The organism is Sphingobacteriales bacterium, from assembly GCA_016706405.1.
Classification (GTDB): Bacteria; Bacteroidota; Bacteroidia; order Chitinophagales; family UBA2359; genus BJ6.
In genome coordinates this window covers 221247-236765 of the sequence record JADJJT010000002.1, presented here as the reverse complement: position 1 = coordinate 236765, position 15519 = coordinate 221247, and the positions used below count along the sequence as shown (strand labels likewise).

Here is a 15519-nt window from a genome sequence, read left to right as displayed (position 1 = left end):
AAATCGGTTTATCGGTTTTTATGTTCTGCCTTGTGGGATGCTCCAACTTTTTATTTGCAAACAACCCGTGCTATTTGGTATGCCAAAGCAACGAAAATGCAATTTTTGAATATACCATTTGCCCACCTCAAGATGGCAACAGCCGCCCCGACTATGTGGCAGGAAAACTTTTTTTAAAAATAAGCCCTAAATATGCCCATGGCGATTTTAAGTACGATGCCAAACAACCCAAAGCTCACCGCGGCATAGTGTACTTTAAAGACCTTATTGACGAATACGGTATCTATTTGATTGAAAAGCCTTTTAAAACAAAGGCCATGCAACGCCATTACCAAGTTCATTTCAGCCAAATACAAAAAACCGACCAACTACTTGAAGCCCTGCGCAAATTGCCCTTCACTGAATACGCCGAAAAAGTAGCTGCTCGCTACACTTATTACACCCCTAACGACCCCGACCTGCCCAAACAATATAATTTAAAAAATATTGAAGCCGAAAATGCATGGGATGTTACAAAAGGCTCAGACAAAATTACGATTGCCATTGTTGACGATGCTGTAAAAATTACACATAACGACCTTAAAGATAATATTTGGGTCAATTCAAATGAAATTCCAAACGACAATTTAGACAACGACTCGAATGGATTTGTAGATGATGTAAACGGATGGGACCCCGCCGACAACGACAACGACCCTAATCCGCCAAATACAGCCAACGACAACGAGTTTTCGCATGGTACGCACTGTGCAGGTATTTCGAGTGCTACCACCGATAATGCCTTAGGTATTGCCTCCATTGGGTTTAAAACGAAAATTATAGCTGTAAAATGTACTAAAGACGGCCCCTATACCGGTTCAATAGATGCCGGATATCAAGGAGTTGATTATGCAATGGCTGCCGGCGCTCGTATCATCAGCATGTCTTGGGGGGGCGGCGCCCCCTCGGCTACCGAACAAGATTTGTTTGATGCCGCCCATGCCGCAGGCATTGTGCTTATTTGCGCCGCTGGAAACGATAATACCGACAACCCCATGTACCCGGCCTCGTACGATTATGCTATTAGTGTAGCTGCCAGCGATGAGGACGACAAAAAAGCCGACTTCTCGAACTACGGCGCCACCATTGACGTAACCGCCCCGGGCGTTGATATTTGGAGCACCGTAGCAACCACCAACGACAGTTATTTTTCGTACAGCGGTACTTCAATGGCATGCCCGTTGGTATCGGGGGTGGCAGCACTTATTTTGGCCTACGACCCCGGTATGCCCCCCGACAAGGTTGAAGAATGTATAAAAACTACCGCCGACCCCATCGAGGCCTTAAATCCGGGTTTCGAAGGCAAGTTAGGTGCTGGTCGGGTTAATGCCTACAAAGCAGTACTTTGCGCAAAAGCCGCCCCAACAGCCATCATCGAATCGAGTTTTATTGATGTAACCTGCGTATTTGCCTTAGCAGATTTTTATAATAAAAGTTTTGGCGCAAATATTACCAGCGTTGAATGGACATTTGACGGCGGCACACCGGCTACTAGTACCGAGCAAGACCCAAAAGTTTACTGGAGTGCCGATGGTACTTATATGGTTACACTTAAAGTTACCAACCCCGAAGGCAGCGACATAGATACCATGTATGTAAACATAGGCACCCCATCCGGAAAATTTGTTTGTAACGACACTACTTTATTTCCCGGATATCCCACTTTCTTAAAATTAGAATTTACCGGAACTCCCCCTTGGAAAATAATCATAAACGATGGCACAAAAGATATAACCGTTTCGGGCATAGACGAAACTCCCTATTTTTGGGAGGTTTTTCCCGACACCTCGACTACCTATACTATGACCAAATTTTTTGATGCCAATTGTATAGGAGACGCCGGCGGCGACTGCACCGTTTACGTAGATACCGAAACCGAATGCCTTGATTGCCCTGCCTATTTAGTACAAGAAGTTTTGTTAGGCGGAGGCTGTATATCTGCATTTAACGTAAAATTTACCGGAGACCCCTCGCAGTTATCTTATTTTGAAAAACAAACAGATTTAGATATTGGCTTTTCATCCGGATTAATGCTAACCACCGGAGACTCGGACTTTGTATATGGCCCTAACGATAGTGGCAGCGAAACACAGGCGCCCGGCGGTAATTCATTGGATGGCGATCCGGATTTAGATGAACTTAACCCAAGCTACCAAACCAACGATGCAGCAGTCTTAGAATTTGATTTTATCCCTTCAGAACCTAATGTGTCGTTTAAATATGTATTTGGCTCTGAAGAGTACAATGAATTTGTAAACTCTTCGTATAATGATGTATTTGGTTTCTTTTTAAGTGGTCCTGGTATTAGTGGGCCATATTCAAACAGCTCTGTTAATATTGCTCTAATACCCGGCACCTCAACTCCGGTATCCATTAACAACGTAAATAACGGTTTAAATAGCAGTTATTACGAAGATAATACTGGTGGTATGTCTAGTATCATTGAAACACAATTAGATGGCTGTACTGTAACACTAACTGCCGAATTTACCGGATTAGAAAAATGCGAGTTGTACCATATTAAATTAGGCGTAGCCGATGCCGGCGACCACGTACTTGACTCGGCGGTGTTTTTAGAGGCCAACTCATTTACCGACGGCAGCGACGTGGATGTAGTATCTTTTGGCGCTGTACCCGGCACTAAAACAGTATATGAAGGGTGTAAAAACGGTTATTTTTTCTTCGAGCGCGGCGATGGCATTGATATTAATACCGATATGACCCTACTCTTTAAAACAGCCCGGCAGTGCAATTCCGGGCGTTGACTATGAACCGCTTCCAGCAAGTATTACCATTCCTGCTGGAGACACTGCCATTGTTTTATTTGTTACCGTTTACGAAGACAATATCACCGAAGGTTTAGAGACTGTTTCGATAAAATTAGATGAGGTTGAATGTGGCTGCACCACTATACCCATTTTGGCCACTTTGGTAGTTTACGACAATTTAGCTATTGATGCTGTTCCGGCACAAACTATTTGCCCTGGTGGCTCGGCACAACTTGACGCAACTGGAGCTGTATCTTACGAGTGGTCGCCGCCAGATGGGCTTTCGTGTACTAATTGCCCTAACCCAGTAGCATCGCCAAGCAAAACCACCATGTACAAAGTGGTTGGCACCGATACACTGGGCTGTAAAGCTACCGACTCGGTAATGGTGTATTTGGCCAATGTTCCTTATATCCCAAATATTAGCATAGATACCAGCCTTTGTATAGATGGCGAAGCCAAAATTAAACTAAACAACCTTTCGCCAATATCTAACTACCAATATTTATGGTCGCCTGCCACTGGTTTAGATAACCCAAAAAGTTTAGGTGCCACCGCTACCATTACCGGCGATATTACCTATACCTTAACCATTACTAACCAGCAAGGCTGCACAGGCACCCAAACCGTTACCATAAATGTTGACCCCGTTGTACTCGAATTTGACCTTAAAGATGTTTCAATTTGCCCCGATGAGCAAGCAATTTTAGACGCATCAGGTAATTACAGTACTTGGCTTTGGTCGAATGGAGAAACTACACCTACTATCTCCGTTAGTCAATCGGGCGAGTATAGTGTAACTGTTACCGACAAAATATCCGGATGTGACGTATCTGACTTTGCCAATGTTACCATTTACGCCCCTCCTACCCCTACATTGGGCGGCGATACCCTCTTTTTTTCGGGCAATACTGCTACCATTTTTGTAAACGAAACTTACGCCACCTACACTTGGGATGATGACAAAGGTCAAACCACACAAAGTATTACAGTTACTAAACCCGGCACCTACACCGTTACCGTTACCGATGCTAATGGCTGTGAAGCTAAAAACAGTATTACCGTTGCCGAAATTCCGCTCGAAACTTTCTTGTTCCCCAATGCGTTTAGTCCCAATAACGATGGCTTAAACGACTACTTCAATATTAAAGCACAAGCAGGTATTAAAACTGCAAGCATGCGCATTTACGACAGATGGGGCAATTTGGTGTTTAGTACCGATAATTTAATTGGCTCAAATGGCTGGGACGGCAACCGCAATAGCAGCCCGGTATCTGCCGGAGTATATGTATTTGCCGGAACTGCCCAACTTAACAATGGAGATTTGCAAACCTTTAAAGGCAATATTACGTTGCTGAGATAGATAAGAAACAAATAGATTACCCAGCCTTGTATTAATTGATATGTAGTATTCTGTTTTGCAGGGCAAAGGGAAAAAACACTCCGGATAAATTGGCTTTAAAATGCTAATTCATCCGGAGTGTTTTTTATATAGTTGTCATCTACAAAAGTGTTTCTAAAATAAGGCTGGTTGTGTGCGCCCGAAGGGATTTGAACCCTTAACCCCCGCATTAAAAGTGCGGTGCTGCTACCATTTAAGCTACAAGCGCCCTGAAAATTGAAAATAACAACAGCTAAATGCTGTTTTAAATGCCCCGATGGGCAGTGAGTTGGCTTTGAAAACCCCATTTACCAAACGATAAATAAGGGCTTTGAAAGTGCATAGCTCGTATCTATAAAAAACCTCCGATACAGGATTTGAGCCTGTATTTCTTTTAGTAACCTTTAATTCAACTAAAGCTAGTCAAAAATTTAGCGACAAACTAAATCGGAGTGAGATGGTTGGTTAACAATTTGCCTCAACAGAAATAGAAAGCAAAAAAGCTATTTATTAAAAGCCTTGCCGCCAAACAATTTGCGCAAACGTTGGCTTGGCTGTGGGGCTGGAGCTTCGTCTTTTTGGCTATTTGCCTCCTCTTTTTCATCAAAATGATATAATTTCTTAGCCAAATGGCGCGAAAATGGATGCTGATGATCCGACAAGGGTAAAAAATATGTGAACATAAGAATGTAGAGTTTTGTGTGATAGATAAAGAAATGTTTAAAATAAGCTGGTGTAGTGGCCTTGTAATTAATTAGCTGCTGATTGTTTTGAGGATGTGGTTGGTAGTATATATGGGAGCAAAATGAGTTTAAATTTTATTTTTGTTAATAAGCGCATAGTTTTGAGATAAAACAAAACCGCCGTATTTGAATTTACAATAACAAACACGGCGGTTAACAGACATAAAAAAGATATTATGCGTAATACTTTTTTATTATTAACTTTATATGTTTGTTTATTCTTCGAACTGATGTGAATGACAATTGCCTCATGATAAAAATATTGGCCTTGGGTTGTTGATAAAATTAGCCATTTTTGTAGCTGTTAAAACGATATTTAGATCTTTGCTTGTTCAAAAAACGAAAGTAATTGTCTAATAGTTTCCTTGTGTGCATTTTTTTTTCATAAATTTTTCGATTATTGCCGTACAATAGCCGTTCTCACATAGGTATTACCGCACCACGCCACTAAATTATACATGCCGAATGCTAAGTTTTGCAATGGAACAACCATTTGTAATCGATTTAATCCATCCGGATACTGAGGCTGCCCGCGCCATACTTCTTGCCCTAAGGCGTTGTATAACCGAGTTTCAATAGGTTCATTATCGTATTTCGTTGAAGTAACTACAATAATTACCTGCTCGGTAGCAGGGTTGGGTTGTACTATACATTGCAATTCCGAAGGTCGCAAGTCGTTAATTCCATCAATACAAGCAGCTGCTAAAAATTCAAAAACATTTTCTGTTTGGCAGCCTTTAGCATCTATAAGTTTTGCCGTTAGGTAATAAGACAAATCAAAATTAAATTCGTTTAAAACTATTGAATCTCCGTTGGCGCTTACAAATGCGGGTATTAAATTTTCGCCACTCCATTGCGTGCTAAAGGGCAAATTTGTTGCGGTAGCTTGTAACTTAATACTATTTTGAGTTGAAGTGCAAAGCACATGGTCGTTAGTTAATATTCCATCCGAGGGTATCCATGCTTGTTGTGCCTCGTTGTAAAAATAAGGCGTTATAGTGTCAATTTTAGGTGCAATATTAGCATAAATACAAGTATCAAATTGAGTTTTTGTGCTGCAAAATTGCCCTTCGAGGTGTACGCAGGCGTACCCGTCATTGCCCCAGGTAGCAGGTGGGGTAACAGTTGTTGTGTTTTCAAAGCTGCCAAAATTAGTATTCCAAGTGGTGGTATAAGGCATATCGGCGGTAAATTGCAAATTTACGGTAGTATTATTATTGCTGCATATTGCCTCCGAATTTGCAAGGGTTAGTACCGGCGGGTTAGTATTGGCGTGTACTTCAAGATTAAAATTGAGCTGATTAGTGCAGCCATTATTGTCGGTTACAGTAGCGGTATAGGTGTAAGTTCCGGGCAGGGTGGTGTTTAAGCTATATTTTCCGGATACAGCGTCAAAAATAATACCCGGCCCTTCAAAAAAGTAGGATTCTATTGGCACATCGGCATTAATACCTAATTCGTACACACTGTTTTCGCATAAAGGGTCAATATTTGGGTAGGTTTTTGTAGCAATTAGTACTTCAAAATTTGGTTTAGGGTTTACAATAATAAGATTTGCAAAATACACCGAGTCGCTACCGTAGGCATTTTTTACAACCAAGCCTACATCATAGGTTCCGGCATTGGGGTAGGTAACGGTTGGCGACGGGTCATTTATAACAACGGGAGTTGTACTGCCGGGCAAATACCAAATTGTTTCGGTGGCCGGGTCTCCAAGCGAGGTGTTTAAAAATTTTACTGAATTATTGTCATTTAAGCAAATAGTGGTTGAAGTTGGCGTAAACTTGGCCACAGGTTTTTTTGATTGTCCCAGCACTTCAAACACATCGAAACCGCCGTTGGTTATGTGGTTATTGCCCGTTTCCAAATCTTCAACTAATACAATTAAAAATAAGCCATCGGTGGGTGGCAAATAATCGGCAACGGTAAAAGTATGGGTTACCCACTCGCTTAGTGGGGTAAAATTAAGGTCTAAGGCTTCCACCTCAACGGTGTCGGTTCCATTCGATAGCAAAACGCGGTAATGGTCGTCGCTGCCAGGATTTTGGGTATAAAACCAGCGTTGATAGCTTATTTTTGGGTTCTCAATGGCAGCCAAATTTAATGCGGGCGAGGTAAGCATAACATAACCCTTGCTTACATTTGGGGCATCTTCAGATATGCTATTAGCGGTTACAAAAGCAAGGTCGGCAATATCGTTGGTGGCATCGGCAAACGGCACAATAGTATCGCCAATAAAATATTTGCCTATGGGTTTGGTGCGTGTCCATTGTCCTTTTTCGGCAGTTTTTGTTGCTATCCATCCAAAATCAAAGGTAAAATCGTCGTAGTAGCCCGGCAACAATTCAATGGTAATGCTTTTGGTATCGGCGTTTAATGTTTGATTGGCAAAACCTTGTGTCCGCCAGCCCCACGCGCCCGAAAAAATATCGCTCGGAAGGTCGTCGTAATAAAAAATTGCGTTTGCTTGCCCGTTGTTGTCGGTTATTAAGCTTTGATTTTTGTAAAAGTTCTTTATGTCAATTTTTGCATCCGGAATTATTTTTTTGCTAATTGCATCGACCACAGTAAAATCAACTACAAAAGGTTGTTTTTGGTTAAGTGTTACATTTACCTCCATCGTTTCTCCATTGACAAAGTTTACTTTAATGGTGTCGGGTTCAAAACCATATTTATAGAAAACGACTGCTTTTTCGCCCGAGGTGCCAATTCCGGTTTTATATTTTCCGGAAAAATTTGTTTTTACTGCCGTGTTTAAGTCTTCTAAAATTGTAACAGAAACATCCGGAATATCAAATCCAAAATTACTTATTACCTTGCCCTCTATGAAGGCTGCCTGAATAAAACTTGGCTTAAGGATAAAAAGCCCTTCTTCCATATCAGAGGCCAAAAATAATCCGGATGGCAAATAAGGATATACCCCCCAGCAACCATTAAAATTATTATTAAGCAAGGCCGAGGTATCGTAATTACCTACTTCAACGATGGTGTGCGGGTCAGAGATGTCGTTAATAATAACGCCGTTGGCATAGTACGATGTAACTAAATAGTTGCCCTTTACATAGGTATTGTGTGGTATAACGCCAACCGGCGGATAAGTTCTAAAGCGGTCTGTTTCTTTAATATCGTTGATATCGCTAAGGTCATATCCGGTAATATACGCACCTTGTACTTCGTCGGTTGTAAATAAGTAGCGTCCATTATCGGTAAGCCAGCAATTATGGGTAAAAAAATCGGGGGTTTTTTGTACGGCCAAAACGTTGGGAGTTGCGGGCTTGCTTACATCAATAACCGAAAATTGCCCGGCATAAATTTCGGCGGTGTAAAGGGTGTCTTTGCGTTCGTAACAATCGTGTACGTATTGGTTATTGTAAACGCCTGCCACCTGTGGGTTTTGAGGCGAGTTTGAGGGGTCGAGCATAATTACACCTTTATTTTTATAATCGCAGCCCGTCAGGTAAATGCGACCTGTTTGCTCGTTTACAAAAAGTGCGTGGCAGTTTGTAATATTAACGGTATCGCTGCCTAAAACACCTTGCTTCCAATAGTAAGTATAAACGGTGTCGGGCAGGGGGCTAAGGTCAACAATGGTAAGGCCAATACTGCCGGTTTGGCTGGTAATAAAAGCCCAGTTTTGCCAAGTTTTTATTTCGCGCCAAATACCGTCGGGGCCTGCAACGTGTTGCACTTCGGCGGGGTTGGCAGGGTCGGTAACATCAACAATAGAGGTGCCATTACACAAGCCTACCAAGGCATACTCTTTGCCATTTTGTGTATAGCCCCACACATTACTAAGGCAGGTAGTGCCGTAGTCTAAATAGCCAAGTTTTTCGATATTAAGCTGCGCCCAGGCAACATTATTATAAACACATAAAATGGCAACGGTTGTTAATATGATTTTATTCATACACAATAAAAAAAATAAAAACAGAATGATACAATTTTGTAAAATGCAATTAATTTCAAGCGCGAAATCTTGCCAAAGTTACGGTTTTGCAATCAATGTTTTTTAGACCTTAACAATTAAATGTCGTTAGTTTGTTTTTGTAGTGCGGGCAACTACTTATCTTTGTACTTCGTATTTAGTTCTTTAGTTAATTGTTAAAATAAAATAAATCTATGAAGAACAAGTTTTTTGCCTGCATATTGCTATTATTGGGTTTGGGTTTACTGCCACTACAAGCGCAAAACGACGACCCCAAGGTGGTAATTCCTAAATTTATAGACCAGTGGGTTTGCGATAGCATCCTTAATTTTTGGACGGGCGTTTCCTTTCCCTCAAAGCCAACAGGTATTTACGTTACCCAAGCACCCAAACACGTTGAATCAGATACCGTTACCCTGACAATGTATGGCGATTTTGTGTTGAGTGCAGATAGTATTGAAAACGTTAAAATTTTTCCGGATAATGGCAGTTGCGATTTTACTTCCACTTTGTTGGGTATGCAAGAGGGGTGGTGTTACAGGGCTGTTGTTGCGCCTCCTCAATTTTATATAGACATGTGTTCTGCAGCAGATGGGCCGGTATATTTTTTCTCTAAAAAAACGAATGTAGGTATTAATCAGCATCAGGCACAACAACCTACAAATGTTTTACAGCCTAAGGTACAGCTATTACAGGGGCAGCAGCTTTTAATTGATGCGGGTAATAAAACCACCATTAAAGCCGTAAATTTTCAAAACGCATTAGGGCAATTTGTGGCTCATAAAACCTTTAGTCAAATTAACAAAACCATAATTGACCTCAATAGTTTACAGGTTAGCAACGGGGTATATTTTGTACAGATTGTTACCGAAAACGGTAGGTTTAAACACATTAAGCCCATTTTAATATATTAATTAATTTTTATGCGGTATTGTTCAAATATAGGAATTAGAAGTTTCTAAACCATAAAAGATTGAAGATTAGGCATGGGCAACAATTGTTGATCATGAATGAAAGGTTTCAAGAGATAAGAACCCGAAGGGTTCAAATATTTATATACCGGTTGTATTCGGTTTTTATGCGACCCCGTTGGGGTTGAACCCTTTGTTTATTGGTTTTTTTCTATAAACATAAAATCCCTTCGGGATTGATTAGACTTATTCAAATATATTATCTAAAACGGCTTAATGGACAAAAATGATGCTAAAATCGTCTGGAAAGCTTAATATTATTAGCTTTGAGGACAATCAAAGGTTATGAATAAAAAAAGTGCTTTTACTGCGGTAGTTCTGTTACCAAGAAAAATGGGTTAGTAAAAGGTAAACAGCGATATAAATGTGCCTGCTGTAATAAACAATTTTAGGTGGGCAACGCATCAATAACGAGCAAATATGGGAAGAATACAAAAGTGGTAAACAGACCTATTTGCAGTTAGCTCACAAGTATAATTGTTCTGTTAAAACGATTCAAAGGCGGTTAGACAAGATTAAAATAGTGGCTACGAAAAACAGGTAGAGTAGTCGTTGTATTAATGGACACCACCTATTGGGGCGGGGTTTTGGCGTAATGCTTTTTTAAAGATGCCTACACCAAAGAAAACCTTTTGAAATATTATGTGAAGACAGAGACAAATGGGCTGTATATAGAAGGAATTAAGGAGTTAAAAAGGCGAGGTTTTACTATTTCGGCTATTGTTTGTGAGACGGAAGAAAAGGCTTAATTGCGTCGTTTAAGGGTATTCCTGTTCAAATGTGCCAGTTTCATCAAGCAGCAATAATTCGAAGATATTTGACCCGTAAGCCAAAGCTAAAAGCTGCACAAGAGCTGATGGATGTTGTAGATTTGATGAAGCAAACAGACAAAGAAAGCTTTGTCGGAGCATTAGGGCTATGGCTTGAAAAATGGAAAGTGTTTCTAAACGAGAGAACTGTAAATCCGACTACAAACAAATCGTTTTATACGCATAAAAAGGCTTAGAAGTGCTTATCGTAGTTTGAAGAATAATTTACCTTGGTTGTTTACTTGGCACGATAACAGGGAACTTCAAATACCTAACACAACCAATGCTATTGATGGACATTTCGCAGATTTAAAAACAAATTAAGAAACCATAATGGCCTATCAATGAAACGGAAAATGAAATTTATAGATGGGTTTTTAAAGGTATAAGGCTTTCTGAAAATATCAAAGGCTTACAATATACAGTAAGCCTTTGATAAGACATTTTCGTCAAGCATCTGTTTTATCCCCTGACAAGTTGCTCCCCAGCAGAGCTTGTTTCCCGTTTTTACAGACATGCAAAGAAATAAAATATTCAAGAATAATGTAAAAAAGTGAATAAAAAAACAGCATTAAAAATGTCCACTTGAACCAAGCGTCTAAAAAATAGCATTAAAAATGTCCATTACTCCTCTAAAACTGTATTTGCAGAAAAAGTATATTATAAAACTGAAACAACAAAAAAAACAACTCCGGATAGTTTACCCTAATAAAATAAAGGTAACTATCCGGAGTTATTTTATGTTCTATCCGGATTATTATTACAATTTAATCAAATCCGGAAAATATTACAACTTATAAAAATTAGCTTTCTCGCCAATTAATTTTTAGTTGACCATAATTTTTTGAACCATGTTTTCGCCGCTATCGCTTACCATGCGAACAAAGTAAATACCGGCAGGTAAGTCAATTGTTAAAGGCATATTTACGGTTTCGCCGGCGGCTAAACTGCCATTAAATACCGACATTACTTGTTGACCATTGATATTATAAATACCGGTTTCAATTGTACCACCCGTAGCAGTAGTAAAGCTAACGGTTGTATGCTCGTCAACAGGATTAGGATAGCAAGATAAGCTAGCGTTAGCTATACTACCGTCATCTTTGCAAGATGTGCCGCCGTTAAAGTTTTTGGGACATCCACAACCGGTAATACGCACCGAGTAGTTATTGCAATTATGGTTAGCCATTAACACTTTATTAACTTTTGTAAAGGTAACCGGGCCACCACCTGTTAGCTGATAGGTGTAACTGGTGTTTTTACAGTTAAAAGAAAGCGTGTAATAATCTACTTTACCATCGTTGCCTGCCCCCAAAACTTGAGCAACATCAATACCGCAGCATTTAACATATACAATATAGTTTACATAAAACGTACAAGTTCCATTATAAGCCGCTAAGGTAACGGTAGCTTGGCCAAAGCCAGTAGCAGGGTCAATAGATATAGCGCCTGGGTTAAAATAGTAATTGCCATTACTGGTAGTAATTACACCATTAGTTGTGCTGCTCCAAGTAGCGGTATAGCCCGATGGAGAGGTGATGGTTAGCAATTTTTTGCCTGAGTTATCGCAAAGGCGATTGGCAGTACTAGTACTGGGCAAGGTAGTAACAAAGGTGGGGGGTGTACCACAGCCGGCTATAGTAACATTGTAGTCGTAAATATAGCCATAATAGGTGGCTGTACCGCAAGTAGCCAATGTCCATCCTGAGCCCCAAAAATCAGAAACAACCCGCATACGGCGTACACCCGATGTTGCAGTATTTGGAATGGTAAAAGAGACAGAAGAGGAGCCGTATGTTGGAATGTTGGCTGCAATTGCCGAGGCTTCTCCGGCATCTAAAAAGTCGTAATCGTTGTTAAAGTCTATCCATAACTGGGCTTTTTGGTTGTTAGTGGTGTTAGCCCAAAATGTAGGGCTGTAAGTAGCACCAGTATTTAAAGTGGTAGTATATCCGTAAAAATTATAAGCAGTTGGAGGGCAACCTGTCGGATAATACCCTAATGTGTGCGTTAAAGTATTAATGCTAAATTGATTAAGATAAAGCGAATAAGGGCAACCAGCTAAAATTGATGTTGGGTTTACATATCCACACCATTGGGCGCTCGCATTAAAACTACCAAGCGTTAATATTAACGCCACGCAAAAAATTTTGTAGAAATTCATCATGTTTAAATTAGTTAAAATGTATAATAAATAAAGTAATTTAAATCTAAGTTGTATTAAAGTTTTTAATTTTTAATACTACAAAATAAAGCACCAAAGTACAACAAATTTTTAATCAAAATTACATCTCAAAGTATAAATACTATTTTTTTTTTAAAAAAGTCGTATAAATTACAAAAAAAACTTTGGGTGTGGTGTTTTTAGGGCAAAAAATGCTAATTAAAAACTTATTTTTATGCCACCTAAGACATGTCTCTCCGCTTGAGGGTAGTAAAAATTAAAATTTTGAGTGATAGTATTTAACTGAGGAGAACTACCTTGAAAAAGGGCAAAATAGGTATAGCCATTGCTTCGGTACTTAGTATTTAACAAGTTAATGAGTTGAATAGTAAATGCTATTTTCCGGATATTTGGTATTTTTTCAAACTGCCAGCTTGCTAAAATATCTTGGGTATAGTAGGCTTGCAATTTTCGGTCGTTGTTCATGGTATTATCTAAATATTGTGCGCCAATATATTTATGTTGCCACTCGAGGTTTAAACCGTTTACGGGTTGCCATTTTAGCGTTAGCCCCGAAACCTGCGTTGGCGAAAAAGATATATCGGTATTTTTATACGTTAATAAAGTGTCGCGCAGATAGCCCCAGGTATCCGCATCGGTATAAATTGGTGCGGTTACATTAAATTGTCGTATTTTATGCAAACTAAAGGCAATATTTGCTTGTAAACTAAGCCGGTTGTTTATTTCGCAGTCGGCTTGCAGTTCAAGACCGGTGCGGTAACTGTTGGGTACATTTTGTTGAATTGGCGCACCTACACTATTTAAGTTCCCGGTTAAAACTAATTGATTGTGGTACAGCATTAAAAAATAGTTTGCAGTAAACTGTACGGTTTTGCCTTTGTATCGGTAGCCCATTTCGAGGTTTTGCAACTGCTCGTGGGTTGGCAAAGTGTCGTTGTCAACTAAATTGCTTCGGGTTGGCTCGCGATGCGCTACACCAAACGAGGCATATAGTTGTTTATTGGTGGTCAAAATATAGGTTAGGCCAAGTTTCGGATTAACAAAATTCCATTTTTTGCTCAGGGCTAAACTCCCTTTCTCGTCGTCAGTGCCTTTAATTTGGTAATCAATCATCCGGTATTGAAGGTCGGCAAATAACCACCATTTATTAAAAAAGGCGTATTCAAACTTAGCAAAAATATTGGCATCTAATTTTTTACCTGTTCCGTCATAATAGCGTTGTCTTAAAATACCATTGGGCATATACTCTGCCCACTCTAAAGTGCCGTAATGTTGGCCGTTATACCAATGTGCTGTACTACTAAGTGTAAAGGTTTTACCTTGTTTTTCGTAGCGAGCCGATGCAACCGCGCCATAAGAGCTATTATCTAACCATTTGCGCCTAACCAAATCAGTATTTGTAATAGGAAGCGTGTCTATTGCCAAACCATCCGGATTTTTTAGCACCTGCCATAAAGTATCCGGATACAGCCCATAATCGCCAAACACCTGGTCAGTTTTATATTGCTCGTAGTAGCCTTTGCCTTGGGTGCGGTTAAGTCCAATTTGCAACGACCAGTTTTGGGGCAACTGACGGGTATAAAACAATTGTAAATGATTTTGCCCATAATCATCTACCTGATTATCGTAGGTATAGCTGTTAAAAGTTGGTTGTGTTTTTAGCAGTGCTTCGGGCACGCCCTCCCATGCTTGGTAGGTAACCTCGTGGCCCCGAATAAAATTGGCACGCCAGCTATTGCGTTTATTTTGCCAGTTTGCCATTAAAGTCATGCTGTTTAAGCGGGCAAAAGCGCGGTCAATATAACCATCGCTATATTGGTAGGTAGCGCGCCCATCGAGGGTAAAATGGTTGCCCAGTAAACCGGTACCAAAGCGCAGAGCCGCCCGTTGTGAATTAAAACTGCCATAGCCCGCCTCAAGGTCGGTATAAGCTAAAGGCTGGTAGGTATTGGTTTGCAGGTTAATGCTTGCACCAAATGCTCCCGCGCCATTGCTCGAGCTGCCAACACCGCGCTGAATTTGCACATTTTCTACGCTATTAGTTATGTCGGGCAAATCGACCCAATAAACCTGGTGCGACTCGGCATCGTTAAGCGGAAACCCGTTTACTGTTACGTTAATTCGGGTGGCATCGGTACCGCGAAGCCTTAATCCGGTATAACCTATGCCGGTGCCGGCATCGCTGGTAGCCACCGCCGATGGGGTTTGTTGCAACAAATAAGGTAGGTCGCGACCTGCATTTTCCTGGCGCAAGGTTTCGCCGCTTATATTTTGATAGGTCGAGGCAGCATTTGTTCCTACGCGCGTTGCCGTTACAACTACCTCAGTTTTTATAAGGTTATTAGCCGGCTGCAGTTTAATGTTTAAGGTTAACGGCTCGTTGTTGTTAGTATTGGTTTGCCCGCATAAAACACGGTTGCGGTATGGGGTGTAGCCAACATAAGTAATTTCGATGAATATTTCGCCCCACATCAAGCCGTCAAGTTTAAAAAAGCCCTTTTCGTTGGTAGTTGTATGGCGTTTAGTGGTATGAACGGTGGCATTTGCTAACGGCGCGCCATCAGCTGCCGATAATACATAGCCCGAAATACTGCATTGCGCCCAAGCCGATGTTGTACTGCCAAAACAACTTAACAATACGGTAAAAGATAATAAAAATAAAAAATAAAAAATGCTACAAAAGCATTTGCACATTGTA

8 protein-coding genes, 1 tRNA gene and 1 pseudogene are annotated in these 15519 nt (G+C 40.4%); 5 read left to right on the top strand and 5 right to left on the bottom strand.

Annotated elements, in window-relative coordinates:
- Positions 1–74 precede the first annotated feature (74 nt).
- A complete protein-coding gene (locus tag IPI59_07305) occupies positions 75–2804 on the top strand; it encodes a choice-of-anchor L domain-containing protein (GenBank protein MBK7527343.1) in 2730 nt (909 codons plus the stop codon).
- A 154-nt stretch (positions 2805–2958) separates the two neighbouring features.
- On the top strand, positions 2959–4170 hold the full coding sequence (locus IPI59_07300) for a gliding motility-associated C-terminal domain-containing protein (protein MBK7527342.1): 1212 nt from the start codon (positions 2959–2961) through the stop codon (positions 4168–4170).
- Positions 4171–4343: 173 nt separating this feature from the next.
- Here IPI59_07300 and IPI59_07295 read toward each other — a convergent pair.
- From IPI59_07295 to IPI59_07285, 3 genes are all read right to left on the bottom strand, one after another.
- Positions 4344–4417: transfer RNA gene (locus IPI59_07295), tRNA-Lys, on the bottom strand.
- Between the two features lie 274 nt (positions 4418–4691).
- Positions 4692–4871 carry a hypothetical protein gene (locus IPI59_07290; GenBank protein ID MBK7527341.1) on the bottom strand — a complete coding sequence of 60 codons (180 nt, stop codon included), beginning with the start codon at positions 4869–4871 and terminating at the stop codon, positions 4692–4694.
- 457 nt (positions 4872–5328) lie between these two features.
- Complete coding sequence (locus tag IPI59_07285) at positions 5329–8838, bottom strand: choice-of-anchor B family protein (protein ID MBK7527340.1); 3510 nt, start codon at positions 8836–8838, stop codon at positions 5329–5331.
- A gap of 212 nt (positions 8839–9050) precedes the next feature.
- On the opposite strand from IPI59_07285, the gene IPI59_07280 reads away from it, so the two are divergent.
- The 3 genes and pseudogenes from IPI59_07280 to IPI59_07270 all read left to right on the top strand — a co-directional run bounded on the left by IPI59_07280 (position 9051) and on the right by IPI59_07270 (position 11436).
- A complete protein-coding gene (locus IPI59_07280) occupies positions 9051–9770 on the top strand; it encodes a T9SS type A sorting domain-containing protein (protein MBK7527339.1) in 720 nt (239 codons plus the stop codon).
- Positions 9771–10230: 460 nt separating this feature from the next.
- A pseudogene (locus IPI59_07275) lies at positions 10231–11025 on the top strand (hypothetical protein).
- A 228-nt stretch (positions 11026–11253) separates the two neighbouring features.
- Positions 11254–11436 carry a hypothetical protein gene (locus IPI59_07270; protein ID MBK7527338.1) on the top strand — a complete coding sequence of 61 codons (183 nt, stop codon included), beginning with the start codon at positions 11254–11256 and terminating at the stop codon, positions 11434–11436.
- A 26-nt stretch (positions 11437–11462) separates the two neighbouring features.
- On the opposite strand, the gene IPI59_07265 is transcribed toward IPI59_07270, so the two are convergent.
- Positions 11463–12803 carry a T9SS type A sorting domain-containing protein gene (locus IPI59_07265; GenBank protein MBK7527337.1) on the bottom strand — a complete coding sequence of 447 codons (1341 nt, stop codon included), beginning with the start codon at positions 12801–12803 and terminating at the stop codon, positions 11463–11465.
- Positions 12804–13019: 216 nt separating this feature from the next.
- Positions 13020–15515, bottom strand: coding sequence for a TonB-dependent receptor (locus tag IPI59_07260; GenBank protein ID MBK7527336.1), 2496 nt, complete (start codon positions 15513–15515; stop codon positions 13020–13022).
- Positions 15516–15519: the final 4 nt, after the last annotated feature.

Bases quoted from the DNA above. Each gene is read 5' to 3' on its own strand.
- IPI59_07290 (MBK7527341.1), bottom strand. From the start codon at position 4,871: ATGTTCACATATTTTTTACCCTTGTCGGATCATCAGCATCCATTTTCG.
- IPI59_07270 (MBK7527338.1), top strand. From the start codon at position 11,254: ATGTCCATTACTCCTCTAAAACTGTATTTGCAGAAAAAGTATATTATA.
- IPI59_07260 (MBK7527336.1), bottom strand. From the start codon at position 15,515: ATGTGCAAATGCTTTTGTAGCATTTTTTATTTTTTATTTTTATTATCT.
- IPI59_07265 (MBK7527337.1), bottom strand. From the start codon at position 12,803: ATGATGAATTTCTACAAAATTTTTTGCGTGGCGTTAATATTAACGCTT.
- IPI59_07285 (MBK7527340.1), bottom strand. From the start codon at position 8,838: ATGAATAAAATCATATTAACAACCGTTGCCATTTTATGTGTTTATAAT.
- IPI59_07280 (MBK7527339.1), top strand. From the start codon at position 9,051: ATGAAGAACAAGTTTTTTGCCTGCATATTGCTATTATTGGGTTTGGGT.